Annotated in this window: 21 protein-coding genes and 4 pseudogenes; 13 read left to right on the plus strand and 12 right to left on the minus strand. The window is 70.3% G+C overall.

All coding sequences use genetic code 11. From position 1 onward, the window contains the following. Positions 1-142: 142 nt before the first annotated feature. Positions 143-613: a hypothetical protein gene (locus IQ220_RS09920; protein ID WP_193914702.1), complete on the plus strand. Its 471-nt coding sequence runs from the start codon at positions 143-145 to the stop codon at positions 611-613. Here IQ220_RS09920 and IQ220_RS09925 read toward each other — a convergent pair. Continuing rightward, entirely contained in the window at positions 578-1,561 is a 984-nt protein-coding gene (locus IQ220_RS09925) for a hypothetical protein (protein WP_193914704.1), read from the minus strand. The two genes, IQ220_RS09920 and IQ220_RS09925, sit on opposite strands and share 36 nt — an antisense overlap. A 73-nt stretch (positions 1,562-1,634) precedes the next feature. Between IQ220_RS09925 and mfd the strand changes: the two are divergent. Continuing rightward, a pseudogene (gene mfd, locus IQ220_RS09930) lies at positions 1,635-5,203 on the plus strand (transcription-repair coupling factor). 91 nt (positions 5,204-5,294) lie between these two features. Then, positions 5,295-5,471 carry a hypothetical protein gene (locus IQ220_RS09935; RefSeq protein WP_193914706.1) on the plus strand — a complete coding sequence of 59 codons (177 nt, stop codon included), beginning with the start codon at positions 5,295-5,297 and terminating at the stop codon, positions 5,469-5,471. Between the two features lie 192 nt (positions 5,472-5,663). Here the strand turns inward: IQ220_RS09935 and IQ220_RS09940 are convergent, their stop codons facing one another. The 4 genes and pseudogenes from IQ220_RS09940 to IQ220_RS09955 form a co-directional block, all read right to left on the minus strand. Continuing rightward, positions 5,664-5,900: a DUF6737 family protein gene (locus IQ220_RS09940; protein ID WP_193914708.1), complete on the minus strand. Its 237-nt coding sequence runs from the start codon at positions 5,898-5,900 to the stop codon at positions 5,664-5,666. A gap of 9 nt (positions 5,901-5,909) precedes the next feature. Continuing rightward, positions 5,910-7,250 (minus strand): S41 family peptidase, encoded by a 1,341-nt coding sequence (locus IQ220_RS09945; RefSeq protein WP_193914710.1) that lies wholly within the window; start codon positions 7,248-7,250, stop codon positions 5,910-5,912. 107 nt (positions 7,251-7,357) lie between these two features. Then, positions 7,358-8,607 (minus strand): annotated as a pseudogene (gene ispG / locus IQ220_RS09950) ((E)-4-hydroxy-3-methylbut-2-enyl-diphosphate synthase). Positions 8,608-8,651: 44 nt separating this feature from the next. Beyond that, complete coding sequence (locus IQ220_RS09955) at positions 8,652-9,344, minus strand: uracil-DNA glycosylase family protein (RefSeq protein ID WP_228009099.1); 693 nt, start codon at positions 9,342-9,344, stop codon at positions 8,652-8,654. Between the two features lie 178 nt (positions 9,345-9,522). Between IQ220_RS09955 and IQ220_RS09960 the strand changes: the two genes are divergently transcribed. The 4 genes and pseudogenes from IQ220_RS09960 (at position 9,523) to IQ220_RS09975 (ending at position 14,119) form a co-directional block, all read left to right on the plus strand. Then, the gene (locus IQ220_RS09960; RefSeq protein ID WP_228009100.1) at positions 9,523-10,755 is read left to right on the plus strand and encodes a pyridoxal phosphate-dependent aminotransferase; all 1,233 of its coding nucleotides are present in this window, start codon (positions 9,523-9,525) and stop codon (positions 10,753-10,755) included. A 56-nt stretch (positions 10,756-10,811) separates the two neighbouring features. Beyond that, positions 10,812-11,766, plus strand: a pseudogene (locus IQ220_RS09965) (putative selenate ABC transporter substrate-binding protein). After that, entirely contained in the window at positions 11,766-12,521 is a 756-nt protein-coding gene (locus IQ220_RS09970) for an ATP-binding cassette domain-containing protein (protein ID WP_193914716.1), read from the plus strand. The pseudogene IQ220_RS09965 and the gene IQ220_RS09970 overlap by 1 nt, the downstream one beginning before the upstream one ends. After that, entirely contained in the window at positions 12,518-14,119 is a 1,602-nt protein-coding gene (locus tag IQ220_RS09975; protein WP_228009101.1) for an ABC transporter permease, read from the plus strand. Before IQ220_RS09970 ends, IQ220_RS09975 begins: the two co-directional genes overlap by 4 nt. Here IQ220_RS09975 and mnmH read toward each other — a convergent pair. Next, the gene (mnmH, locus tag IQ220_RS09980) at positions 14,046-15,128 is read right to left on the minus strand and encodes a tRNA 2-selenouridine(34) synthase MnmH (protein ID WP_186699304.1); all 1,083 of its coding nucleotides are present in this window, start codon (positions 15,126-15,128) and stop codon (positions 14,046-14,048) included. The two genes, IQ220_RS09975 and mnmH, sit on opposite strands and share 74 nt — an antisense overlap. Before the next feature lie 105 nt (positions 15,129-15,233). Between mnmH and IQ220_RS09985 the strand changes: the two genes are divergently transcribed. Beyond that, positions 15,234-15,911: a GDSL-type esterase/lipase family protein gene (locus tag IQ220_RS09985; RefSeq protein WP_193914718.1), complete on the plus strand. Its 678-nt coding sequence runs from the start codon at positions 15,234-15,236 to the stop codon at positions 15,909-15,911. Positions 15,912-15,966: 55 nt separating this feature from the next. Further along, positions 15,967-16,887: a sigma-70 family RNA polymerase sigma factor gene (locus IQ220_RS09990; protein WP_193914720.1), complete on the plus strand. Its 921-nt coding sequence runs from the start codon at positions 15,967-15,969 to the stop codon at positions 16,885-16,887. Here IQ220_RS09990 and IQ220_RS09995 read toward each other — a convergent pair. Next, positions 16,827-17,545 (minus strand): annotated as a pseudogene (locus tag IQ220_RS09995) (TIGR00297 family protein). The gene IQ220_RS09990 and the pseudogene IQ220_RS09995 overlap by 61 nt on opposite strands. 177 nt (positions 17,546-17,722) lie before the next feature. Between IQ220_RS09995 and IQ220_RS10000 the strand changes: the two are divergent. After that, positions 17,723-18,127: a hypothetical protein gene (locus IQ220_RS10000; protein ID WP_193914722.1), complete on the plus strand. Its 405-nt coding sequence runs from the start codon at positions 17,723-17,725 to the stop codon at positions 18,125-18,127. Here IQ220_RS10000 and IQ220_RS10005 read toward each other — a convergent pair. Both IQ220_RS10005 and IQ220_RS10010 read right to left on the minus strand, forming a co-directional pair. Further along, positions 18,093-18,929, minus strand: a complete 837-nt coding sequence (locus IQ220_RS10005; protein ID WP_193914724.1) for a 16S rRNA (uracil(1498)-N(3))-methyltransferase — start codon at positions 18,927-18,929, stop codon at positions 18,093-18,095. The two genes, IQ220_RS10000 and IQ220_RS10005, sit on opposite strands and share 35 nt — an antisense overlap. Positions 18,930-18,936: 7 nt before the next feature. Beyond that, positions 18,937-19,401, minus strand: a complete 465-nt coding sequence (locus tag IQ220_RS10010; protein ID WP_186699292.1) for a DUF3531 family protein — start codon at positions 19,399-19,401, stop codon at positions 18,937-18,939. A gap of 72 nt (positions 19,402-19,473) precedes the next feature. Between IQ220_RS10010 and IQ220_RS10015 the strand changes: the two genes are divergently transcribed. Continuing rightward, the gene (locus IQ220_RS10015; protein WP_193914726.1) at positions 19,474-20,127 is read left to right on the plus strand and encodes an ABC transporter ATP-binding protein; all 654 of its coding nucleotides are present in this window, start codon (positions 19,474-19,476) and stop codon (positions 20,125-20,127) included. A gap of 30 nt (positions 20,128-20,157) precedes the next feature. Continuing rightward, on the plus strand, positions 20,158-21,075 hold the full coding sequence (gene hslO, locus IQ220_RS10020) for an Hsp33 family molecular chaperone HslO (protein WP_193914944.1): 918 nt from the start codon (positions 20,158-20,160) through the stop codon (positions 21,073-21,075). A gap of 5 nt (positions 21,076-21,080) precedes the next feature. Here hslO and IQ220_RS10025 read toward each other — a convergent pair whose 3' ends face one another. The 3 genes from IQ220_RS10025 to IQ220_RS10035 all read right to left on the minus strand — a co-directional run bounded on the left by IQ220_RS10025 (position 21,081) and on the right by IQ220_RS10035 (position 23,943). Then, positions 21,081-21,758, minus strand: coding sequence for a CPP1-like family protein (locus tag IQ220_RS10025; protein WP_225875811.1), 678 nt, complete (start codon positions 21,756-21,758; stop codon positions 21,081-21,083). A gap of 50 nt (positions 21,759-21,808) precedes the next feature. Beyond that, the gene (locus IQ220_RS10030; protein ID WP_186699286.1) at positions 21,809-22,054 is read right to left on the minus strand and encodes a hypothetical protein; all 246 of its coding nucleotides are present in this window, start codon (positions 22,052-22,054) and stop codon (positions 21,809-21,811) included. 134 nt (positions 22,055-22,188) lie between these two features. Beyond that, positions 22,189-23,943 (minus strand): SulP family inorganic anion transporter, encoded by a 1,755-nt coding sequence (locus IQ220_RS10035; RefSeq protein WP_193914728.1) that lies wholly within the window; start codon positions 23,941-23,943, stop codon positions 22,189-22,191. Between the two features lie 405 nt (positions 23,944-24,348). Here IQ220_RS10035 and IQ220_RS10040 point away from each other — a divergent pair, with 405 nt between their 5' ends. Beyond that, positions 24,349-25,689 (plus strand): cation:proton antiporter, encoded by a 1,341-nt coding sequence (locus tag IQ220_RS10040; RefSeq protein WP_186697607.1) that lies wholly within the window; start codon positions 24,349-24,351, stop codon positions 25,687-25,689. Positions 25,690-25,694 lie beyond the last annotated feature (5 nt).

Genomic DNA, 25,694 nt, shown 5'->3' on the forward strand with positions numbered 1-25,694 from the left:
AGCAGTTGCTCCCGCCATCCCCGTGGCTGTGGCGGTGCCCATCGCCAAGGCTGGACCAGGTTCTGCCCCTGCCCCGATGCCACCAGCAGCTCCCGCCGCTGCGCAGGCTGCAGCAACGGCCTCTCCAGCCAATCCACCTGCAGTGGCCGCTGCAGCGGCCGAGCGCCCCCAGGAACCGGAGCCTGACCCCGAGGACTGGAGCAGCGAGCTGGCCCAGATCGACCTCCAGCTGGGCCGGCTGAGCTGGCAGCGCGCGCAGGAGGGCGTCTATCTGGAGCGGGCCTTCGGCCATCCCAGCCGCAGCAGGCTCACCGCCTACGCCGACCTGCAGAGCTACCTGCAGGCCCTCACTGCCCTGCCCGCCGGCAGTGATCCCACCAGCGCAGCAGTTCCTCTGCGACGCCGCGACCTGCTGGCCCAGTGCGATCTGCTGCTGGGTCAGCTGGGCTGGGACGCCCAGCAGGGTCGCCACTGCCTCGATCAGCTCTTCGGCCTGAGCAGCCGCCAGCACCTCAACGACACCCAGCTGCTGGAGTTCAACATGCAGCTGGAGGAGAAGCTGCTGGCCGCCAAGCCCTCAGCTGGCGCCGGCCAGGCTTCCCCCGCCACCTGAAGGAGGTGCCGCCAGCCTGCAGTGCTGCCGCACCAGCCGCAGGCCCAGATCCAGCCATTTCTGGTTGGCATAGGCCTCCTTTTCCAGCTCCTTCATCTGCGGCGACGCGCTCAGGTACACCGCATCGCCGAGCACCGCGTCGAGATGGGGCGGGAGATCGCGGCTCAGGCCCAGCAGGCCCGGCATGGCCCGCACGCCGCCATTGCTGCAGCTCTGGGCCACGTGGATGGCTTCGTGGTTGAGCACCTCGGCAAATTCGGTGCTGCCGCTGGCGATCACCCGGGGCTTGATGCGCAGGGTGCGGACCTGGGGGTCCCATTCAGCCGCCGCCCCGGACTTGCGGGGCGGCGCCAGCTCGATCAGCACGCCCGCCTGGATCAGCACCTCGATCAGATCCCTGATGGCGGCCTGCTCGGCGTCGAAGCTGGGGGGATTGGCCATCTTGTGGCGGATCTCAGCCAGGGAGAGCTGGGGCTCGCCGGCCCGGCGCTGGTAGTGGTAGCGGGTGCTGCCGTCCGGGAACCGCTCAGCCGTGGGAATCCAGGCGGCGTCGGCCGCTCTCAGCTGCTGCAGCAACATCTCCTGGTCGATGTTCCGCAGGCCACCGGGCTGGGGCGCCAGGGCCAGGGCGTCCCACAACGGCTGCAGCGGCGGCGCCAGATCCGAAGCCTCTTTGAGTTTCTGCTGCTCTGCGGCCAGCTGGGTGGTCGGCACGGCAGCAGACTCCCGCAGCCGCCAGCGGTTCGGCAGCAGCGTCAGCCCCACCCCCAGGGACAGCAGCAGGCCGGCAACCACCGCCACGGGCGCCACCCGGGGCAGCGCCATGACCCGCCTTGCCGGCAGCCGCCGCAGGGGATCGCCGCAGCGGCCGCAGACCCAGACGCCATTGGGCTGACGCCGCGCGGTCAGGGGTCTGGGATGGCAGGAAGGGCAGAGGAAGGGTGCCACGCGCGCATTCTGTCGTCTCCGCCGCGGGGTGCCGGTTGGCAAGATCGGTGGCTGCCTCTGCCAGCGCGCCGCCATGCCCCTCTCCGCCCTGGTGCGCCAGTTGCAGCAGGCGCCGCTCACCGCTGAGCTGCTGGAGCGCAGTCGGCGCAGCACCAGGTTGCGGCTGAGCGGCGCCGGCCGGGCCGCCCGAACCCTGATCAGCAGTGCCCTGGCCGGCGTGGCCGAGGCACCGCTGCTGGTGGTGGTGCCCACCCTGGAGGAGGCCGGACGCTGGGCGGCCCTGCTGGAACTGATGGGCTGGCGCAGCAGCCAGCTCTACCCCACCAGCGAGGGCAGCCCCTACGAGGGCTTCGACCCCACCAGCGAGATCACCTGGGGCCAGCTGCAGGTGCTCAGCGAGCTGCTCGATCGGGAATCGAGCGCAGCCGATCGGCGCCGCCTGGCGATCGTGGCCACAGAGCGGGCCCTGCAGCCCCACCTTCCCCCTCCAGCCGCCCTCGAGGCCCGCTGCATCAGCCTGCGCAAGGGCCAGACCATCCCCCTGGAGCAGCTCGCCGCCACCCTGGCCCAGCTCGGCTACGAGCGGGTGCCCACGATCGAGCAGGAGGGCACCTGGAGCCGCCGCGGCGACATCGTGGATGTGTTTCCGGTGAGCGCCGAGCTGCCGGTGCGGCTGGAGTTCTTCGGCGAGGAGCTGGAGAAGCTGAGGGAGTTCGATCCCACCAGCCAGCGCTCGCTCGACACCACCGAGGTGGCGCGCCTCACCCCCACCGGCTACACGCCGCTGATCGCCGAGGCCCTGCGGCAGTCGATGCCGGCTGAGCTGGATCAGCTGCTGGCCCCTGAGGCCCTGGAGCAGCTGCTGGAGGGCGGCACCCCGCCGGGGCTGCGGCGCTTGCTGGGCCTGGCCTGGCAGCAGCCCGCCTCCTTGCTCGACTACCTGCCGGAAGGCACCCTGATCGCCGTGGACGAACGGCGCCAGTGCCTGGCCCATGGCCAGCAGTGGTTCGAGCACGCCGAGGAGCACCACGCCGAGCTGGAGCTGGAGCTGGGCGGGCCGCTGCCGGCCGTGCTGCACCGCCCGCCTGAGCAGGCCCTGGCGCAGGCCCAGGCCTTCGCCGGCTTTGATCTGGCCGAGCTGCACGAGAGCGATGGGCACGCCAACAGCTTCGATCTGGCCTCCCGCTCGGTGCCGGCCCACCCCAATGCCTTCGGCAAGCTGGCGTCGCTGATCAAGGGGTTCCAGCAGGACCGCGCCCGGGTGTGGCTGCTCTCGGCCCAGCCCTCGCGGGCGGTGGCCCTGCTGGAGGAGCACGACTGCATCACCCGCTTCGTGCCCAACCCAGGCGATCAGCCGGCGATCGAACGCCTGATCGAGCAGAACACGCCGGTGGCGCTCAAACTCCGCGGCACCGCCGAACTGGAGGGCCTGCAGCTGCCCGCCTGGAAGCTGGTGCTGATCAGCGACCGGGAGTTCTTCGGCCAGCACGCCCTGGCCGCCAGCGGCTACGTGCGCCGTCGCCGCAAGGCGGCCAGCCGCACGGTGGACCCCGGCAAGATGCAACCCGGCGACTTCGTGGTGCACCGCAACCACGGCATCGGCCGCTTTCTGCGGCTGGAGAAGCTGGCGATCGGCGCTGAGGAGCGCGACTACCTCGTGGTGCAGTACGCCGATGGGCTGCTGCGGGTGGCCGCCGACCAGCTGGGCAGCCTGGGCCGCTACCGCGCCACCAGCGAGAGCCCGCCCCAGCTCAACCGCATGGGCGGCACCGCCTGGACCAAGGCCAAGGAGCGGGCCCGCAAGGCCGTGCGCAAGGTGGCGCTCGATCTGGTGAAGCTCTACGCCGCCCGGCTCAAGGCCCAGGGTTTCGCCTTCCCCGAGGACGGCCCCTGGCAGGGCGAACTGGAGGACTCCTTCCCCTACGACCCCACCCCCGATCAGGTGAAGGCGATCGCCGATGTGAAGCGCGACATGGAGAAGCCCGAGCCGATGGACCGGCTGGTGTGCGGCGATGTGGGCTTCGGCAAGACGGAGGTGGCGATCCGGGCGATCTTCAAGGCCGTCACCGCCGGCCGCCAGGTGGCCATGCTCGCCCCCACCACCGTGCTGGCCCAGCAGCACTGGCGCTCCCTGAGCGAGCGCTTCGCGCCTTACCCGATGAAGGTGAGCCTGCTGAATCGCTTTCGCACCAGCGCCGAGCGCAAGGTGATCCAGGAGGGTCTGGCCGCCGGCACGGTGGATGTGGTGGTGGGCACCCACCAGCTGCTGGGCAAGAGCACCAGCTTCAAGCAGCTGGGGCTGCTGGTGGTGGATGAGGAGCAGCGTTTCGGGGTGAACCAGAAGGAAAAGATCAAGGCGCTGCGCAAGGACGTGGACGTGCTCACCCTCAGCGCCACGCCGATTCCGCGCACCCTCTACATGAGCCTGTCGGGGGTGCGCGAGATGAGCCTGATCACCACGCCGCCGCCCCTGCGGCGGCCGATCAAGACCCACCTGGCCGGCTCGATGAGGAGGCGGTGCGCAGTGCCATCCGCCAGGAGCTCGACCGCGGCGGCCAGATCTTCTATGTGGTGCCGCGGGTGGAGGGCATCGAGGAGGTGGCCGAGGGGCTGCGGCAGATGCTCCCGGGCCTGAGGCTGCTGGTGGCCCACGGCCAGATGGCCGAGGGGGAACTGGAGAGCGCCATGGTGGCCTTCAACGCCGGCGAGGCCGATCTGATGCTCTGCACCACGATCGTGGAGAGCGGCCTCGACATTCCCCGGGTGAACACGATCCTGATCGAGGACGCCCACAAGTTCGGCCTGGCCCAGCTCTATCAGCTGCGCGGCCGGGTGGGCCGCAGCGGCATCCAGGCCCACGCCTGGCTGTTCTATCCCGGCGATGCCTCCCTGAGCGAAGCGGCGCGGAAGCGGCTGCGGGCCATCCAGGAGTTCGCCCAGCTGGGCAGCGGCTACCAGCTGGCCATGCGCGACATGGAGATCCGCGGTGTGGGCAACCTGCTGGGGGTGGAGCAGAGCGGTCAGATGGAGCTGATCGGCTTCGACCTCTACATGGAGATGCTGCAGGAGAGCCTGGCGGAGATCCAGGGCCAGGACATCCCGGCCGTGGACGACACCCAGATCGACCTGCCGATCACCGCCTTCATCCCCGGCGACTGGATCAGCGAAAACGACGAGAAGATCGCCGCCTACCGCGCCGCCGCCGGCTGCGGCAGCAAGCAGGCCCTGGTGGAACTGGCGGCCGGCTGGGTGGACCGCTACGGCGCCATTCCCGCCCCGGTGAACGCCCTGCTGCAGCTGATGGAGCTGAAGCTGCTGGCCAAGCGCTGCGGTTTCTCGCGCATCAAACCCGAAAAACCCAACATCGCCCTGGAAACCCCGATGGAGGAGCCCGCCTTCCGGCTGCTGCGCCAGGGCCTACCCCAGCATCTGCACGGCCGGCTGGTGTACCAGGGCGGCAGCGGCAGCACCGCCAAGGTGCTGGCCCGAGGGCTGGGGGTGCTGCCGATGGAACGGCAGCTGGAGGAGCTGATGGGCTGGCTGAAGCAGATGGAAGCCCAGATCCCCGGCGCCGATGGCCTCAACGAAACCCAGCGGGCAGAACAGGCCAAGGCCCGGAACGAGGCGGTGCTGGCGGTGTGAGCCGGCACTCGAGCCCCTGGACCCCCCCAATCCCGCCCCATCCCCTCATCTGCGCAAAACTTCGTTACACTCTCGGAAACGAGAGGGTTTCATGGGTGAGTTCGTTGGTTCGGCTGGTGCGCTGGGTGTCCAGAGCGGCATGACCCTCGTTTCAGGACTGGTGAGCCTGCTGGCCCTGGGTCTGTACGCCCTGTTCAGCGACTCCAACGAAAACAACGACGATGATGACTCCAGCCCCGGTGGAGGCTTGATGCAGCCGGTGGCCTGAGCTCCTGGGTGGCTCCATCGCCAGAGCTAAAAGCACCGCAGCTGCTGTTGCACCCGCAGGTTGAGCTGGATTCGATCACGGCGGGCAGCGCTGGCTTTCTGATCCATGGGGATGCCACCGACACCTCCCCTCGACCCCATCCCGCCCCTTGTGTTCTGAGGGCCGAACGCACCGCCGGGGCAGCGGCTTCGCCTAGCTGATTTCCTGGGACTGGCGGGCATAGGCCGTGGGAACCACCACCAGAAACAGCCACCACCACAGGGACACAGCCACCCCCAGCGGTGCGGTGAGCCACCAACGACCGAGCCACAGCCAGCTCAACACCACAACGACCACCCCGCTGAGCACAATGCTCCAGGGTTGACACCACCAAGGCTTGACAGACCAGAGGCTGTCGCCTGAGCCCCTGCTGGGATCAGCGTCGCTCACACCAGATCCTCAAGGTTTTGAGGAGGCTTCCAGGGCAGCCGGAACGTTGGCTTCACCGGGCCTGTACGAGCGACCCACGGTGCTGGCGGCCTTCAGCTTCTTGCTCAGGGTGGTCTCGGCCACCCGGTACTGGGTGTCCTTGTTGGTGCCGAGATCCTCCAGCCTGAGGCGCTGCGCCTCCTGCTCACTCATCTTCGCCTGGACATCCGGGTCAATGCCGTACTTGTGGATGTCGCGGCCCTCGGGAGTGAGGTACTTGGCGATGGTCACGGTCATGCCGGAGCCATCGGAGAGGCCCCGCACCGACTGCACCAGCCCCTTGCCGAAGGTCTTCTGACCCACCAGCACGGCCCGGTTGTTGTCCTGCAAGGCACCCGAGAGAATCTCGCTGGCGCTGGCCGAACCCTCGTTCACCAGCACCACCAGGGGCTTGTCGGTGAGGGCACGGCCGGTGGCCCGCTGGATGTCGGTGATGCCGTTGCGGGTCTTGGTGGACACGATCGTGCCCTCGTTCAGCCACTGACGTGCGATCTCCACACTCGCCCCGAGCAGGCCACCGGGGTTGCTGCGCAGGTCCAGCACATAGCCCTGAACGTCCTCGCCCTCCATCTCCCGCAGGGCCGCCCGCATGTCCTTGGTGGCATTGGCGTTGAACTGCTTCAGGCGGATGTAGCCCACCTTCGCCCCATCGGGCGTCACATTGATCTGGCTGTCCACCGCGTGCAGCTCGATCCGGTCGCGCTCCAGCGCCACACTGAGGGTCTGGCTGCTGCGGCGCAGGGTGAGGGTCACGGTGGTGCCGGCCTGGCCACGGATCAGCTTCACCGCGTCCTCGGTGCTCATGCCCTTGGTGCTGGCCCCGTCGATGGCCGTGATCACGTCCTTGGGCATCACGCCGGCCCGGGAGGCGGGCGATCCCTCGATCGGGGCCACCACCACCAGCTCCTTGGTGTCCTTGTCGAGGCTCAGCTGGATGCCCACCCCGGAGAGCTCCCCGGAGGTGTCGATCTGCATCTCCTTGAACTCCCGCGGATCCAGAAAGCGGGTGTAGGGGTCATCGAGGGTGGCGAGCATGCCCCGGATCGCGGCGTAGGCATCCTTGGGTGTGCCGTAGCTCTTGGCCAGCACATCGCGGCGCAGATCGCGCCACTGCTGCGGCGTGTACTTGCCGTTGACGTCGAGATAATCGCGGAAGACGATCTGCCAGGTCTGGTCGATCACCTCCTTGGGGCTGTCGGAGATACGGCCGACACCGCCGGGGGAGGTGACCGCCTCGCGCGCCATCACGGCGGTGGCAGCGCAAGCACTGACACCCACCAGCACAATCAGACTGGTGCGGCTGCGACCCATCGGAGCAGACCTGGAAGGCCAGGGAAACGTTCAGTCAAGCTAGCGCCGCAGAACGGGGTGCCCATGGAGGGGTGACCGGTCTGGAAAGGGAACCCTGATCACGGCCTTCAGGGATCCACCCAGCGGCCGTCCTCCTTGATCAGGGCGATCAGGGCCTCCACCCCCTCGGCCTCCGGCACCCGGCGGATCTCGTCGCGGCCGCGGTAGAGGGAGATGGTGCCCGGCGTCTTGCCCACGTAGCCGTAGTCGGCGTCGGCCATCTCGCCGGGGCCGTTGACGATGCAGCCCATCACGGCGATATCGAGGCCGGTGAGGTGGGCGGTGGCGTTGCGCACCACGTGCAGCACCTCCTCCAGGTTGAACAGGGTGCGGCCGCAGCTGGGGCAGGCCACGTACTCCACCATCGTTTTCCTCAGGCCCAGGGCCTGCAGGATCGAATAGCAGACAGGAATCTCCTTCTCCGGCGCTCGGTGAGCGACACCCGGATCGTGTCGCCCAGGCCCTCGGCCAGCAGGGTGGCGATGCCGGCGGTGCTCTTGATGCGGCCGTAGTCGCCATCACCGGCCTCGGTGACGCCCAGGTGCAGGGGGTAGTGGAAGCCTTCGGCGTCCATGCGGTCGGCCATCATCCGGTAAGCGGCCAGCATCACCGGCGCCCGCGACGCCTTCATCGACACCACGATGTTGTGGAAGTCGAGGCGGTCGCAGATGTGGATGAACTCCATGGCGCTCTCCACCATGCCGAGAGGCGTGTCGCCGTAGGTGAACAGCATCCGCTCGGCCAGGGAGCCGTGATTGACGCCGATGCGCAGGCCCTTGTCCTGCTCCTTGAGCAGGCTCACCAACGGCTCGAGCGTGGCCTGGATGCGCTGGCCGATCGCCGCCACCTCCTCGGGAGTGAATTCGGTGCGGTTGGGATCGGGCTTGTCGAACACATACAGCCCCGGGTTGATGCGCACCTTGTCGACGTGCTGGGCCACCTCCAGGGCGATCTTCATGCCGTTGTGGTGCACATCGGCCACCAGCGGCACCGGCCGGTAGCTGTCTTCCAGGCGCTTGCGGATCTCCCCCACGGCCCGGGCATGGCCCAGGCTCGGCACCGTGAGCCGCACGATCTCGCAGCCCGCCTCGTGCAGGCGGCGGATGCCGGCCGTGGCGCCCTCAATGTCGAGGGTGTCCTCGTTGATCATCGACTGCACCACCACCGGGTGCTCGCTGCCCACCCACACATCGCCCACCCGCACGCTGCGGGTCTTGCGGCGCCGGATCAGGGTGTCGTAACGGGGGTTGCTGGCCCAGTCGGCGGGGAGACCGGCTGGCGGGGCAGCGGCGTCAGGGCGAGCCAGAGTACCGGTCATGGCGGCGGGCCGGAGAGTGGCCAAAGCCTGTCACAGGAGAGGGCTCAACCGGCGGCTTCGGGCGCGAGCTGGTCCAGGCGTCGGCGTACGTCCTGGAGGTCCTGCCAGGTGAGCCACTTCGGACTGCCCTGCTGCCGCGAGGGGTTACGCAGCAGATAGGAGGGGTGAAAGATCGGCATCAGCCAACGGCCCTGCAGCACCCCATCGCGGCCCTGGCGCCACTGGCCGCGCAGCCGGGTGATGCCTCCCTTCACCCCCAGCACCCCCTCCATGGCCGTGGCGCCGGCCAGCACGATCACGCCAGGATCCACCAGGGCGATCTGGCGCTCCAGCCACGGCAGGCAGGCGGCCATCTCGGCGCCGCTCGGCTTGCGGTTCTCGGGAGGGCGGCACTTCACCACATTGCCGATGTAGGCGTCGCGGTTGGAATCGATGCCCACGCTGCTGAGCATCTGATCGAGCAACTGCCCGGCCCGGCCCACGAAGGGCTCACCGCTGGCATCTTCCTGGGCGCCGGGACCCTCGCCCACCACCATCAGGCGAGCGGCTGGATTGCCGCGGCTCACCACCACCTGCTGACGGCCCGCCGCCAGGCCGCAGCGGCGGCAGGCGCTGCAGGCCGCCGCCAGCTCCTCCAGGCCCAGCTGGCCTTCTGCGCCAGGGGCAGGGGCGCTCAAGCCGAAGAGGTCGGACTGCTGGGCCTCTCCGGTCATGGGGGCAAGGCGGGGGACGGACATGGCCATCCTGTGACAGAGCTGGACAAAACAGGCGTTTTCGTGCCACCTCGAACCTCTCTGCGGGTGAGGAGTGATGCAGGATGGCCTCTTGATGTAGCCGAGCTCACCAAATGCCGGCCCGACGCCGATGCCGAACCCTGGGATGTTGGCCGCTGTGGCCCCGACAGCGGCCCTGAAGATGGCCGCTCCGCTTCATCCATCCCTCGATTCCACGGCGCCCCGGATTCAGCCCCCGGCAGAGGCCGTCCAGCTCTCCCAGCGGGCCCGGGGGCTGCACCCCTCGCTCACCCTGGCCATCGCCGCCAAGGCGCGGCAGTTGAAGGCCGACGGCCAGGACATCTGCAGCCTCAGTGCCGGTGAGCCGGATTTCGATACCCCCGCCTTCATCCGCCAGGCGGCGGCCCAGGCCCTGGAGGCGGGCCACACCCGCTATGGCCCCGCCGCCGGGGAGAGCGCGCTGCGGGAGGCCATTGCCGGCAAACTGAGCTGCGAGAACGGAGTGCCGACCAGCCTGGGCCAGGTGCTGGTCACCAATGGCGGCAAGCAGGCCCTGTTCAACCTGTTCCAGGTGCTGCTCGATCCCGGCGACGAGGTGTTGCTGCCGGCGCCCTACTGGCTCAGCTACCCCGAGATCGCGCGGCTGGCCGGAGCCAGCGTCACCGTGCTGCCCTGTGAGGCCACCGCTGGCTTCCGGCTCGACCCCCAGCAGCTGGAGCAGGCGATCAGCCCAGCCACCAGGCTGCTGGTGCTGAACAGCCCCGGCAATCCCACCGGGATCGTGATCAGCCGCGGCGAACTGGAGCAGCTGGCCGCGGTGCTGCGTCGCCATCCCCGGGTGGCCGTGGTGTGCGATGAGATCTACGAATACCTGCTCGCTCCAGGCCTGGTCCACCACAGCCTGGCCGCTGTGGCCCCCGACCTGGCCGAGCGGATCTTCATCGTCAACGGCTTTGCCAAGGGCTGGGCGATGACCGGCTGGCGGGTCGGCTGGCTGGCCGGCGCCGAGCCGGTGATCCGGGCCGCTTCGGCCCTGCAGAGCCAGTCCACCAGCAACGTCTGCAGCTTTGCCCAGTTCGGCGCCCTGGCCGCCCTGGAGGGCCCGCGCGACTGTGTGCAGACCATGGCCGCCGAGTTCAACCGCAGGCGCAGGCTGCTCAGCGAGGGCCTGCGCCGCCTGCCCGGGGTCACCCTGCCCCAGCCCCAGGGCGCCTTCTACGCCTTCCCGGATGTGAGCGCCTGCGGGCTCGACTCCATGACCCTCTGCGATCGCCTGCTCGACAGAGTGGGGCTGGCCGTGGTGCCCGGTGTGGCCTTCGGCGACGATCGCTGCATCCGCCTCTCCTGCGCCGCCTCCCCAGCCGCGATCGAGGACGGCCTGCAGCGCCTGGAGCGCTTCTTCGCGGGGCTCTGACGACGGGCCTGAGCTCGGGAGGGCAGGATCATCGGGTCGTTGCCTCTCCCGGATCCGTGACCAGTCGAGAACGCTGGGCCGTTGCGCTTGCCGGCCTCCTCCTGATCGGCCTGCTGCCAACGGCCTGCACCCCCCGCCCCGACGGCGCCACAGCACCGAACGGCAGCAGCAGCGAGGCTGCCAGGCCCAACCAGAAACGGGTGCTGCGCATCGGCGCCATCCCCGATCAGAACCCCGAGAAACTGAACCGCCTCTACGGCCTCGTGGCCGAAGAACTCAGCGAGCAGCTCAAGGTGCCCGTGCAGTTCGTGCCCGTCACCGACTACACCGCCGCCGTGAGCGCCTTCCGCACCGGCGACCTGGACCTGGTGTGGTTCGGCGGCCTCACCGGCGTCCAGGCCCGGCTTCAGAAACCCGGTGCCCGGGCCCTGGCCCAGCGCAACATCGACCGCTCCTTCCACAGCGTGTTCATCGCCAACCCCAGCAGTGGCCTCAAGCCTTCAGCGTCCAGAGCGACCTGACCCAACTCAAGGGCAAGCGCTTCACCTTCGGCTCCGAGAGTTCCACCTCCGGCCGGCTGATGCCCCAGTACTTCCTCGGCCAGGCGGGCGTGCAGCTGAGCGACTTCGCCGGTGGCAACCCGGGCTTCAGCGGCAGCCACGACGCCTGATCGCCCTGGTTCAGAGCGGCACCTACGACGCCGGCGTGGTGAACGAGCAGGTGTGGCGCAGCCGGATCGAGGAGGGCAAGGTGGACACCACAAAGGTGGTGGAGCTGTGGCGCACCCCCGGCTACGCCAACTACACCTGGGTGGTGCAGCCCGGCCTCGACAAGGACTACGGCGAGGGCTTCACCGAACGGCTGGAGCAGGCCTTCACCGGCCTCGACCCCAAGGATCCCCGCCAGGCTCAGATCCTGGAGCTGTTCGGCGCCGAGACCTTCGTCCCTGCCAGCAACAATCAATACGAGGCGATCGAGGCGGTGGGGCGCCAGGTGGGCAAGGTCCGCTGATGGATCCCTGCTGGGTGCTGGAGCTGCAGGACGTGAGCGTGCCTGGCCGTGGCCGCCCCCGCCTGGAGGCGGTGACGCTGCGGCTGCGGCCGGGCGAGCGCGTGGCCCTGCTGGGCCCGAGCGGTGCCGGCAAGAGCACCCTGCTCAGCGTGGCCAATGGCCTGCTTCAGCCCGAGGCCGGTGAGGTGCGCTGGCAGGGCCGGCCCCTGGCCCGCTCCAGACGCGCCCGCCGCCTGCAGCAGGCCCGCATCGGCACCCTCTGGCAGGACCTGCGCCTGATCGAGGAGCTCAGCGTGCAGCAGAACCTCAATGCCGGCCGCCTGGCCGTCTGGGGCTGGCCGCGGGCGTTGCTCAACCTGCTGCTGCCGCTGGAGAGCGCCGCCTGCAGCGCCGTGCTGGCCCGCCTGGATCTCGATCCGGCCCTGCTGGATCAGCCTGTGGCCCGCCTCTCGGGCGGTCAGCGGCAGCGGGTGGCCCTGGCCCGGTTGCTGCGCCAGGAGCCGGTGCTGCTGCTGGCCGATGAGCCCCTGGCCAGCCTGGACCCCCGGCTGGCCGAAGACCTGCTGCGCCTGCTGCTGGAGCAGGGCCGCCAACCCCGCGCCCTGTTGCTGAGCCTGCACCGCCCGGACCTGGTGGCTGGCTTCGATCGCGTGCTGGGGCTGCGCCAGGGCCGACTCGTGTTCGACCTGCCGGTGAGGGGCCTCACCAGCGCAAGGCTGGAGGCGCTCTACGCCGAAGCGCCCGTGGGGCGATGAGCAGTGCAGCGATGAGCAGTGGGGCGATGAGGAGTGGGGCCCTGCGGCCGGCGGCGCCGCTGTGGTTGCTGCTGCCCGCCCTCGCGGCGGTGCCGCTGCTGATCGCGCTGCCGGGCATCAGCCATGGCGGGGGCTGGAGCCTGATCGGGCGGTTCCTGCTGGGCGCTCTCCAGCCCTCCCTGGACCCGGTGGTGCTGCGCTCGGTGCTGGAGGGGCTCGGGGTGACCCTCGCCATCGCCCTGCTGGGCTGGGCCCTCAGCATCGTGCTTGGCCTGAGCCTGGGCGTCGCCAGCTCGCGGCGCGTGTGGCTCACCTGCCTGGGAACGGCCCGGCCGGCCGGGCTGATCCGGCGGCTGCTGGCTCTGCCCCGCTCGATCCACGAGCTGCTCTGGGGCCTGGCCCTGCTGCAGCTGCTGGGGCTGCAGCCGGTGGTGGCGATCGCGGCGATCGCCCTGCCCTTCGGCGCCCTGGTGGCCCGGGTGGTGAGCGATCAGATCGACAACCTGCCCACCACGGGCCTCGAGGCCCTGCGCTCCAGCGGGGCGGCGGCACCGGCGGCCCTGCTCACCGCCCTGGGGCCACCGCTGCTGCCCCAGCTGATCAGCTACGGCGGCTACCGGCTGGAATGCGCCCTGCGCAGCGCCACCCTGCTGGGGGTGTTCGGGCTTGGCGGGCTCGGCACGGAGCTGCGGCTCACCCTGCAGTCGCTCGCCTTCCACGAGCTCTGGAGTGGGCTGTGGCTGCTGCTGGCCGCCATGCTGGCGCTGGAGGCGCTGCTGGGCTGGCTGCGCTGTCGCTGGGCGATGCCGGAGCGCCTCAGCCTCGGCCGTGGCGGCGTGGGCTGGCGGGGGCGAGAGCTGCTGCTGGCCGGCGGGCTGCTGCTGCCGCTGCTGCTGGCGCTGGCCTGGGCCCTGCAGGTGAATCCGGCCAGCCTGCTGCAGTGGCAGAGCTGGCCCCCCATGGGACCCGCCGACTGGCCTGCCGTGGCAGCCCTGCCCTGGCCCAGGCTGGTGGCCAATACCCTCAGCCTCACGCTGCTGGCCGCTGCCCTGGCGGTGGGCGTGGCGCCCCTGCTGCTGCTGCTGGTGGAGCCCTGGCCCATGGCCCAGACCGCGCTGCGGGGGCTCTGGGCCATGGGGCGACTCTGGCCGCCGCCGCTCACGGCCCTGCTGCTGCTGTTCGTGCTGGAGCCGGGCGTGATCACCGGAGCGCTGGCCCTGGGCTTTCACAACCTGGGCGTGCTCGGCCGCCTGTTGCTGGAGAGCGCTGAATCCAGCCCCGCCGCAGCCCAGCAGGCCCTGAGCTGTGCCGGGGCGGGCCCCCGCCAGGCCCTGCTCTACGGCCGCTTCAGTGGCCTGGCCCGTCCCTACCTCGCCTACGGCGCCTACCGCGCCGATGTGATCCTGCGGGAATCGGTGGTGGTGGGGCTGGTGGGCGCCACGGGCCTGGGCAGCCAGCTGATGGAGGCCCTCAGTTCCTTCGCCTACGACCAGCTGCTGGCCCTGGTGCTGGTCTACGCCCTGCTCACCCTGCTGGGGGAGGAGGGCAGCGATCGGGCCCGGCAGCGCCTGCTGGCGCCCCGGCCGGCAACCGGCTGAGCCGCACCAGTCCCTGCTCCAGCAGCTGGTCTGCCGCCTGGGCCTCATCCAGCCCCTCCAGGGCCACGGACTGGCGCCCTCCATGGCGGCCCAGGTCGTGGTCGTAGCAGCGGTCGTAGTAGTCGAGCATCTGGCGGCAGGCCAGGGGCCAGTCGCCGGCAGCGATCGCCGCCAGGGCCACGGCCGTGCGCTGGGGCCCCAGCCGGCGGCTGATGCGGCGGGTGGCCTCCGCCAGCGCCTCAGGATCCTGGCCGCCGTAGATCCGCACCAGCTGTTCCACCCGCTCCTCCAGGGGCCGCAGCACCTCCAGCACCGGCGCCTGCTCCATCTGGCGCCAGAGACCGATCGGGATGCGGCAGCGACCCACCTGGGCACTCTCGGCCTCCAGCCAGATCTCAGCGGCCCCGTCGAGGGCGGTCAGGGCCGTGGCCAGCCGGTTTTCGTAGTGCTCGCTGCTGGGCTGGGGTGGCAGGCCCAGACCACCGAAGCTGCTGCCGCGATGGTGGGCCAGTCCTTCCAGATCCACCACCGCCACGCCGCGCTGGGCCAGGCCCAGCAGCAGGTCGGTCTTACCCGTGCCCGTGCGTCCGCCCAGCAGGCGCAGGGGCCAGGGCCGCTCGAACAGCTCCAGCACCCAGCGGCGGTAGGCCTTGTAGCCGCCATCGAGCAGCAGGGCCGGCCGATCCAGTTGCTCCGCCAGCCAGGCCACGCTGGCGCTGCGCATGCCGCCCCGCCAGCACATCAGCCGCAGGGGCCCCGGCGGCAGGGCCGCCAGCTCCGCCGCCATCGCCTGCAGCCGCGGGCCCACCAGGCCCAGGCCGCGCAGCACGGCCGCCTCGCGACCGGCCTGCTTGTAGAGGGTGCCGATCTCGGCCCGCTCCTCATCGCTGAACAGGGGCAGGTTGATCGCCCCGGGCCGATGGCCCTGGCTGAACTCCGCTGGACTGCGCACGTCCAGCAGCGGCCCGGCTTGGGCGAGGAAAGCGGCCACCGTCAGCCGGGGTGCCATGGCGATCGCGGCGTCAGGGAGCCAATCCTCCCCGGCCGTGGGCCGCAGCGGCCGGCACCGGGGTGCTGCAGGATCAGCAGCGGTTCCCTTCCCGGCCGTCTCGCCATGGGTCTCCAGGTTCCCCGCAAGCTGATCGTGATCGGGGACAGCGGCGTGTACGGCTGGGGCGATCCCGAGCAGGGGGGCTGGTGCGAGCGGCTGCGGCGGCACTGGATGGCCCTGCCCCAGGCCCCTGTGGTGTACCCACTGGGGGTGCGGGGCGATGGGCTGGAGCGGGTGGCGGCCCGGCTGGAGCGGGAGGTGGGCTGCAGGGGTGAGCTGCGCCGCCAGAGGCCCCAGGGGATCCTGCTGTCGGTGGGGGTGAACGACACGGCCCGGGTGGGGCGTCCGGACGGGCGCCCCCAGCTCGATGCCGATGGCTTTCTCTATGGCCTGCAGCAGCTGCTGCAACGGGCGGGCCAGCTGGCCCCCGTGCTGGTGGTGGGCCTCACCCCGGTGGTGGAGCAGGCGATGCCCTTCGCCGATGTGCTGTGGTATTCCCAGGAGCAGCTGCGGCGCTACGAGGCCCTGCTGGAGCTGGCCTGCCTCGAGGCCGACGTGCCCTTTCTGCCCCTGCTGCGCCCCCTGCTCTGCGACAGGAGCTGGCCCCGCTGGCTGTGCGCCGACGGCCTTCACCTCAACGGCAGCGGCCATGCGGAGGTGTTTCGTCGCCTGCGCGAGTGGCCCGCCCTCAACAGCTGGGCTGGACTGACCTCGGCAGCCGCGCCTCACCCATTCGGGTGAGAGCGAATCACTCCCGGCGGCGAGCCAGTCCGGCGCCAGGCCACGGAGCGTGGAGATGGATCCCCGTCCCCGCTCCACCGCCATGCAGGCCAACACTGCCGCCCCTCGGCGCCGCCCTCCTCTCCGCACCGCTTCCACCCGGCTGCGGGCCGCCTCTCCCGACCACAGCAGCCACAACCGCACCCTGCTGCGGCGGCTGGGCCGCTCCGGGCCCAGGGCGGTGCAGCTGCACTGGCGCAACGCCCTGGTGGTGAACAACCTGGCCCTGGTGCGGATGGTGGCCCAGCGCGAAAGCCGCCGCACCGGCCAGCCCTTCGACGACCTCTGCTCCGTGGGCTACGAGGGGCTGGTGCGGGCCGTGGACAGCTTTGACACCAGCCGCCCGGTGAGCCTCAGCACCTATGCGGTGCCCTGCGTCAGGGGCGCGATGCAGATGGAGCGCCGCGACAGGCTGCAGCCCCTGCAGACTCCCCGGCGGCTGCGGGAGCTGAACCAGCGGGCCGATCGCTGGCTGGAGCAGCGTCGCAGCGCCGGGTTGCCGCCGCTGAACCTGGCGGCAATGGCCACCGCCCTGGGCTGCACGCAGGCCCAGCTGGAGGAGGCCGCCCGGGTGCGGCGGGCCCTGCAGCTGAGCAGCCTGGATGCGCCCCTGGGCAGCGATGGCGACGAGGGCACCCCACTGTGCCGGCTCGACCTGCTCGCTGATCCCGCCAGCTCCGCCTGCGACCACGCGGCGGACCAGCACGATCCCCAGCTCGCCTGGCTGCGCCGACACCTGGCCCGCCTCGCGCCCCTGGACCGGCAGCTCCTGGAAGGCCGCTGGATCGATGGCCTCACCTGGAGCGACCTGGCCAGGCAGCTGGGGCTGGCCCCCCAACACTGCCGGCAGCGGGGCGGTGAGCTGCTGGCCCAGCTTCAGGGCGAGGCCCACCAGAGCCAGAGCACAATCGCCAGCACCGCGGCCAGGGTGGTCTGAAGGCCATTCACCAGCTCGTTGCTGAGCCAGGCGAGGCGGGGCTGCAGGGTGGCACCGATCAGGCTTTCCACCAGGGTGGCCAGCAGTCCCACGGCCGCCACCAGCCCGGCGTCTGCCCAGCCGCCCAGCAGGCCCAGCAGGAGCATCCAGGCGGCCATCACCACGCTGCCCAGCAGGCTGGCCGCCGTGCCCTCCAGGCTGATCGCCCCCTCGGTGCCGGGAGGTACGGGCCTCAAGGTGGTGATCAGCAGGGTGTGGCGGCCCCAGCGCTTGCCGATCTCGCTGCCACAGGTGTCACCGAGCTTGGCGGCGAAGCTGGCGGCGAAGCCACCAGCAACGGTGCCAGCCAGCTCATGGGCGCCAGGGCGGTGAGCATGGCCAGGGCGGCGCCGGGAGCGGCCGAGCCCCACACGTTCTCGGGTCCACGCCGGCCGCCGCGCGCCTCCGCCAGCCCGGCGCGCTGCTTGTGGCGCAGGCCCAGCCGGGTCACGGCCGAGCCCAGGGCCAGATAGCCCACCACCGCCAGCCAGCCCAGGGGCCCGAGGCAGCCCCACAGGACGGTGCCGAGGGCGCCGGCATGGATCCAGCCGGCGCGGGTGAGCACAGGCAGCCGTTGGGCCGCGCTGATCAGGGCGGCATTGACCGCCAGGGCGACCATCCAGGGGAGTGGCTGCTGGGGAGGTGGAACGAACACGAACGCAGGGCGGCGCCGAGGGATCGCGGCGGGGCTCCCCAGTGTGTGGCAGGGAGCATGTGTTGCACTGCCCTAAGCAGCAGGCCATGGCGGCGCCGGCCCAACGGATAATCGGCCACAGATGTTGCCGGCTCAGTCGCGATGGTGTTCAAGCGCAAGGGCTCCTTCTTCCTCGACCTCACCGGCGCCGGCGACACCAAGGCTGAACCGGTGCAGGTGGCGATCACGGAGGCCCCCCCCGCCAGCTCCAAGGGCACCAGCACGGCTGAGGTCACCGCCGCTCCCGAGCCCGTCGCTGCAGCGGCCGCCGCCAGCACGGCGCCCCCGGCCGCAACGCCCCCATCCCCGGCCGGGAGTCCTCTCACCACGGCCGAGGCCATCGCCGCCGAACTGCGGGCCGCCCAGGAGGCTCTGCCGCCCTCGTCCCAGGTCACCTACGCCCCGGACTGCCTCAACCCCGCCAACGCCCTGCCGATGGGTCGGCGGCGGCCCGGGGCCAATCTGGGCGTGTTCAAAGGGATGGTGTCGGAGATGTTCCGCAACTGAACCCCAGCCCGCCCCGCCAGGCCGCCAGCAGGCTCGCCGCTGCCACGGCGGCCGTGGAGGTGCGCAGGATCCCCTCGCCCAGCTGCACCGCCTGCCAGCCGCGCTCCAGGGCTGCCGCTTCCTCCATGGGGCTCCAGCCCCCTTCCGGGCCGATGGCCAGCCTCACTGGTTGAGGGGCACCCCTGGGTTGATTGGCACCACTGGGCTGCGCGGCTGACGCCCGAGGCCAGAGCGCCTCGAGGGCCTCGCCCAGCGGCAGGGCCGTGGGCCGGCGGCTGGTGGCCAGCAGCCGCACCCCGCTCGTTGCCGCCGAGAGCCAGGCCAGGGCCGGTTGCGCCGGCAGGCAGTGGGGCAGCCACAGCCGTTCGCACTGCTCCAGGGCCTCGCGCAGCACGGCCTGCTGGCGCTCCGGGCGGATCGCTGCCTCCGCCACACTGCGCTCGGCCTGCAGCCACTGGAAGCTGTCGATGCCCAGCTCACAGGCCATGCGCAGCATCACCTCCGGATCCCGGCGCGGCAGGGCCACGGCCAGCTGCAGGCTGGGCTGTGGGGCCGGAACGCTCAGCAAAGGCGCCTCCAGGCTCTGTTGCAGCACGGCCCAGCCCTGCTGCCGCACCGGGCCCGGCTCGAGAGCCGCAGACCAGAGCCTGCCGCAGCCATCCACCAGCCCGAAGACCTGCCCCGCTCGCAGCCGCAGCACCCGCCGCAGGTAGTGCAGCTCCTGAGCCTCAAGGGCCAGACGCCCCTCGGCGCCCTCGAGGCGAGGGCGCTCCACCAGCAGGCGGCGCAGCTCGCGGACCATGGCGCGCTCAGGAATCGGGGATCGAATCCAGCAGCTGGTCAATGGTCTCGGGCTGCTCGTCGATGGCCCAGTCGTCGTTGAGGCCACCGATCAGCACCTGCTCCACCTCCACCACGTCGTTGTTGAGCTGGCGCAGCGTGTTGATCAGCACGTCGAGGGCGAAGGCATCACTCGTGCCCAGATCCAGCCAGCAGCGCGCCCAGACTCCCTGATACTCCATCGGGCCCATGTTGTGCATCAGGGCCGGCAGGGCCGTGGCGGCGGCCTGCTGGTCGTAGGCCATCCAGCTCAGTTCCGCCCCCTCCTCATGGACCTGGAGCGACTCGGCATTGAAGCCACCCAGCTTGCCCAGAAAGAACCAGCTGTCGAAGACGGTTTCCAGATAGCCCTTCTCGCCGCTGCCGAGGGGATCGGCAAAGCGCATCCAGATCCAGCAGTTGAAGGGGTCGAGCTCACGAAATTGAACGTCCATCGGCACCGATCGGGCTGGGCCGCAGCCACAACAGCAGTGGCCACTCTCCCCCACCGCAGGCATGCTGGAGCCATGCTTGAACTGCGCGGCCTCGGCTACCAGCCCGCCACAGCACCCCAGGCGGTGCTGCGCGAGGTGAGTCTGGTGCTGGAGCCCGGGGCGATCGGCCTGGTGGCCGGCCGCAGCGGCGGCGGCAAAACCACCCTGCTGGAGTTGATCAGCGGCCTGGCCGACCCGGATCAGGGCACGATCCACTGGAACGGAGAACGCTTCCGGGCTCGCCAGCGCCGCTGGCTGTGCGGCCTGGTGTTCCAGTTTCCCGAGCGCCATTTTCTCGGGCTCACGGTGGGCCAGGAACTGCGGCTGGGCCAGCGCCGCGTGGAGTCCGAGCGGCTGGAGGCGGTGCTGCAGCGGGTGGGCCTCGCTGGGCTCAGCCTCCAGCAACGGCCCGAACAACTGAGCGGCGGCCAGCAGCGGCGCCTGGCCCTGGCGGTGCAGCTGCTGCGCCACCCCCAGGTGCTGCTGCTGGATGAACCCACCGCCGGGCTGGACTGGACGGTGCGGGGCGAGATCGTGGCACTCCTGGAGGGGCTGGCCCGGGAGCGGGCCGTGCTGGTGGTGACCCACGAACCGGAGCTGTTCCAGCGCGCAGCAGGCAGGGCCTGGCGCCTGGAGCAGGGCACCCTCACCGATCTGCAGACGAGCGAGCTCCTTACGATGGTCTGAATGAGCACCGGCTGCATGAGCGAGTCCTGCCTGAGCGACAGGCTGCTGCGGGCCACAGCTGCCGACGGCGGCATCCGGCTGGTGGCTGTGTCCACCACAGCCACCAGCCGCGCCGCCGCCGAGCACCACCAGCTCTCCTTTCTCACCACGGCCCTGCTCGGTCGGGCCATGGGAGCTGCTCTGCTGCTGGCCAGCTCGATGAAAATCCGCCACGGCAGGGTGAACCTGCGCATCTCCTCAGACAGTGCGCTGAAGGGCCTGATGGTGGATGCCGGCCGGGATGGCACCGTGCGCGGTTACGTGGGCAATCCGGCCCTGGAGCTCGACCCGATCACCGGCGCCGACGGCTCACCCCAGCTCGATCTGGCCGGCGCCACCGGAACGGGCTATCTCCACGTGATGCGCGACTGGGGCCGGGGCCAGCCGTTCAGCTCCACGGTGGAACTGGTGAGCGGTGGCATCGGCGATGACGTGGCCACCTACCTGCTCCACTCCGAGCAGACCCCCTCGGCGGTGTTCGTGGGTGAACGGATGGACAGCGGCGGCCTGCGCTGCAGCGGCGGGGTGCTGGTGCAGGTGCTGCCCAAGGCGGCCCGGGAGCCCGCCCTGGTGGCCCTGCTGGAGGAGCGGTGCCGGGCGGTGCAGGGCTTCAGTGCCCGCCTGGAGGCCTGCCAGGGCAACCTGCTGACGCTGCTGGAGGCCATCTTTCCCGACCTCGACCCCCAGCCTCTGGAAGCTGAGGCTCAGCCTGTGCACTTCCACTGCCCCTGCAGCCGCCAGCGCAGCCTTGGCGCCCTCAAGCTCCTGGGCCGCGACGAACTCAGCAGCATCCTCGAGGAGGATGGCCGGGCTGAGCTCACCTGCCACTTCTGCAGCTCGGTCTATGAGGTGAGCGGCCGGGAGCTCGAGGGCCTGATCGCCGAACTGGAGGAGGCTGCCTTCGCCTGAGCGGCTCAGGCCACAAACAGCGCCGCCAACAGCAGCAGCACGAAGGCGGGCAAGCTCTGCAGCTGTTGCAGGGAGAGCGGCAGCCCCAGGGGCAGGCCGGATCCGGCCAGGCCGGCCACCAGGCCACCCAAAACCAGCCCCAGCGTGAGCAGACCGAAGCCCCAGCCCACAGCCGCCAGGAAGCGGCGGCGGCGGCGTTGCAGACACACCACCGTGAGGGCGGTGGCCAGGGCCAGCAGAAATTCCGGTGAGGCCGAGGGCACCAGCAACAGCAGGGCCAGCAGCACCCCGAAGCCGCCGAGGGCCAGGTTCAGAACACCGCCCTCGGCCAGCTCCAGCCCGGGCATGCTCAGGGTCGGCGCCGCCACCTTGGGCAGGGGCAGCTGGGGCAGGGCAGGCATCGCCAGGCGAGGCGGAGGCGGAGCGATCTGCTCCCGTGCCGAAGCCGTTCGGGCCGCCGTGCTCACCCGACCCTGCTGGCGCTGCTTGAGGCGCTCCATCAGCAGGGTGTCGTAGGCCGCCTCAATGCGCGAGCGGGCCATGGTGTCCTCACCGGCCTCGTCGAGGCGGGCCTGCTTGGCCGCCTGCACCTCCTCGAAGCTGGCGTCGGGGCTGATGCCAAGGCGTTGATAGGGCTCCAATGGCTCGGCCGCTGGGGGTTGCGGATCGGAAGGGTCGGGCATCACCATCGCCGGCGGACAACTAAGCCTGCATAGAGCGTATCGAGGCCGGCCTAGAAGAGGGGCTCACTGAAACGGAAGCCACCTTCCTGTTCCAGTCGCAGCCTCCAGCGCTCGGCCTCATCGGGATCAAGCCGATGCCGCCGCTTGAGCAGGGGCATCTGGGGTGGGAGATGGCTGCCTTCCCGCATCTCAACAGAGCCGGTGAGGGGTGGTCCACCGAGGGTCTCGAATTGGAAACTGACGTAGTCGCAACCCCCGTCGGGGCGGGGACGCACCAGCCAGAGCGGCTTGAGCATCGCCGTGATGGTTCGTTACACAACACTCTGGCGCAGCCGTCAGGCGACTGCGAAGACCAGCCACCGAATCCCGGCCCACTGCAGCGCTGGGCCAGCACGGCCCAGGGCCATCACCGCTGTGGGCTTCCAGGCCCTCAGGCCCCCGCGGGATGGAGATCGGTGACCGCGGCGGCTCTGGCGCCAGGGCTGATGGCGAGGCCCTCCACAGCCCTGCGCAGGGCCTCCTCCCGGCTGAGCTGATGGTGCTGCGGCGGCAATTTGGCGTAGAGGCCGAGCTTCTCGAGCCGCTGGCGGGTGGTGCCGCTGGCCCCCACCACGAACACCTCACGGCCCTTCTCGATCGCCTCCTCCACGGCGTTCTCCACCGCCAGGGCGGAGGTGACGCCCAGGTGGGACACCTCGGTGAGATCGAACACCACGGCCTTGCACTCGCCGATGGCGTTGTGTTCGCGGCCGATCGCCTTGGCCACACCAAAGATCATGGCGCCGGTGAGCTGGAACAGCAGCACCTGGCCCTTGCCCTGATCCAGCAGCGCCTTCTCCTCGCCGCTGAGCAGCAGGTCGCCATCGCCGGTGGAGATCGACTTCACCGAGCGGCTCTGCAGGGCGCTCATCTTGTCGATGGTGAGGATGTTGGCGATGAACACGCCGATGCCCACCGCCGCGATCAGGTCCACCAGCACGGTGAGGCCGATCACCAGATACATGATCAGCGCGCCGGTGAGCGAGATCTGGTGGGCGCGCTTGAGAAAGCTCCAGTCGACGATGTCAAAGCCCACCTTCAGGGCGATGCCGGCCAGCACGGCCTGGGGGATCTGGGCGGCGAGGCCACTGCCGGCCAGGATCACCAGCATCAGGATCAGGGCACGGCTGAGGCCCGAGAGGGCACTGCGGCCGCCGGCCTGGATGTTCACCACGGTGCCCATGGTGGCGCCGGCGCCGGCGATGCCGCCGAACAGGCCGGAGACGAGGTTGCCGAGGCCCTGGCCGATCAGCTCCTTGTTGGAGTTGTGCTCGGTGCGGGTGATGCTGTCGGCCACCACGGCGGTGAGCAGGGCGTCGATGCAGCCCAGCATCCCCAGCACGGCGGCATCAATCAGCATCAGCTGCAGCTGGGGCAGTTCCACATGGGGAATCACCAGCCGGGGAAAGCCGGAGGCGATGGCGCCGATGCGGCGGATGCCCTCCACTTCAGCCGAGCCATCGGCGCCGCTCAGCAGGGTGAGCGAGAGCACGGTGCCGGCGATCAGGGCGATCAGCTGGGGCGGCGCCACCTTTTTCAGCCGCGCCGGCGTCAGCCACAGGATCGCCAGGGTCACCACAGCCAGGGTGACTTCCGCCGGGCGCGCCCCGGCCAGCAGGGAGGGGATGGCACCGAGGGTGCCGAGCACACCGCCCTTGGGGATGGCCTGGCCCAGGAAGGGGCCGATCTGGAGAATGATCAGGATCAGGCCGATGCCGCTCATGAAGCCCGAGATCACCGTGTAGGGCATCTGGGTCACGTAGCGGCCCAGCCTGAGCAGGCCGAACAGGATCTGGAACACCCCGGCCAGCATCACCACGGTGAAGGCCATGGCCAGGCCGTTCTCCGGGTCCTGGGCGGTGAGGCTGGCGATGACGGCGGTCATCACCACGGTCATCGGGCCGGTGGGCTCGGAGATCAGGGTGGGGGTGCCGCCGAACAGGGCGGCGAACAGACCCACCAGCACCGCCCCCCAGAGGCCGGCCGCGGCGCCGGCGCCGGAGGCCACCCCGAAGGCCAGGGCCATCGGCAGGGCGATCACCGCCGCGGTGACCCCCCCGAACAGATCGCCCTTGATGTTGTTGGCGCTGAAGTGGTTCAGCAGCTGCAGGGGTGAGCGCCCCGGAGGGGCCGTATCAGTGGCCATCGCTACAGGGGGGTGTGGTGGCCGGCACATTACTGGCGAAAATGCTGGCGCCGGCGCCGTTCAGCCCCCGCGGCACCGCCACGGCTGGGAATTGCAATGATCAGCTGGGGTGATCATTGGTCCTGGAGCGTGCCCCCACAGCACCTCCGCCAGGCGTGAATCAGCGGCGTTCGTCGCTGCCACCGGACTGGTTGCTGCCTCTGTCTTTGCCCAGGCGGCCCTGTCCTGGAACCCCCTGCTGGCCACCGACCCGGTCCTGCGCTGCCGCCTGCCGCACGCCCCTGCCGGTGTCATTGATCACCCCAGCTGATCAGACCGGCCTGGGAAGCCCGAGATTCCGATGCCGGCATTTCAGCCGCGATGCGGCTTTTCCCATTAAAAAGACACGCTCCTGTTCTCTCGTGAATGATTCCCCTGCCCACGCTGCTGATGGAAATCGGCAGTCACCAGGCGGAAGTGGCTGAAACCCTGATCGGGGTCGGTCGCTTTCTCGTCATTTTTGTGGCCGCTCGAGCCATCGCTGAGGTGATGGTGCGGCTCCAGCTCCCCACCATCCTCGGCGAACTCGTGGCTGGCGTGCTCATCGGCGCCAGCGGCCTGCATCTGATTCTGCCCCCCGAGGCCCAGGCGGAACTCAGTGGCGCGGTGCTGAACCTGGTGGGCTCCCTGGCCGATGTCTCTCCCGAAACGGTGGATTCCATCTACCGGGAGACCTTCCCCAGCCTTCAGGCTGTGTCGCAGCTCGGCCTGTTCGCCCTGCTGTTTCTCACAGGCCTCGAGAGCGAGCTCGACGAGCTGGTGGCGGTGGGGCTTCAGGCCAGCACGGTGGCGTTCACCGGGGTGGTGCTGCCCTTTGCCCTCGGCACCGTTGGCCTCTATTACTTCTTCCATGTGCCCCTGATCCCGGCGGTGTTCGCCGGCGCGGCGATGACGGCCACCTCGATCGGCATCACGGCCAGCGTGTTCGGTGAGCTGCAGTGGCTGAAGCGCAAGGAAGGTCAGATCGTGATCGGCGCCGCCGTGCTCGATGACATCCTCGGCATCGTCATCCTGGCCGTGGTGGTCTCCCTGGCCGGCGGTGGCGCCTTCACCGTGGGTCCGTTGCTCAAGCTCTGCGCGGCGGCTGTGGTGTTCGTGGCGGCGGCGCTCTTCCTCAGCCGCACGGCCGCCCCGGGCTTCGACTGGGTGGTGGACCGCCTCAAGGCCCCCGGCGATGTGGCGGTGGCCAGCTTCGTGGTGCTCACCCTGTGCTGCTTCGCGGCCCAGGCGATCGGTCTGGAGGCGGCCCTGGGAGCCTTTGCCGCCGGCCTGATCCTCAGTGCCTCCAAGCACACCCATGACATCGACACGGCGGTGAAACCTCTGGTGGCCCTCTTCGCCACGGTGTTCTTCGTGCTGATCGGCACCGGCATGGACCTCTCGGTGCTCAACCCCTTCGATCCGGCCAACCGCGAAGGGCTGATCGTGGCCATGTTCCTGCTGGTGGTGGCCGTGGCCGGCAAGGTGGCGGCGGGCTGGTGTTACACCAGCAAGGAACCCACCAACCGCCTGGTGGTGGGTCTGGGGATGATGCCCCGCGGCGAGGTGGGCCTGATCTTCCTCGGGCTGGGCACTCAAGCCAACATCCTCACCCCGTCCCTGGAAGCCGCCATCCTGCTGATGGTGATCGGCACCACCTTCCTGGCCCCGATCCTGCTGCGGGTGGTGATCAGCTCCCAGGCCGAACCGGCCACCCAGCCCGGCTGAGCACC

Source organism: Cyanobium sp. LEGE 06113 (assembly GCF_015207615.1).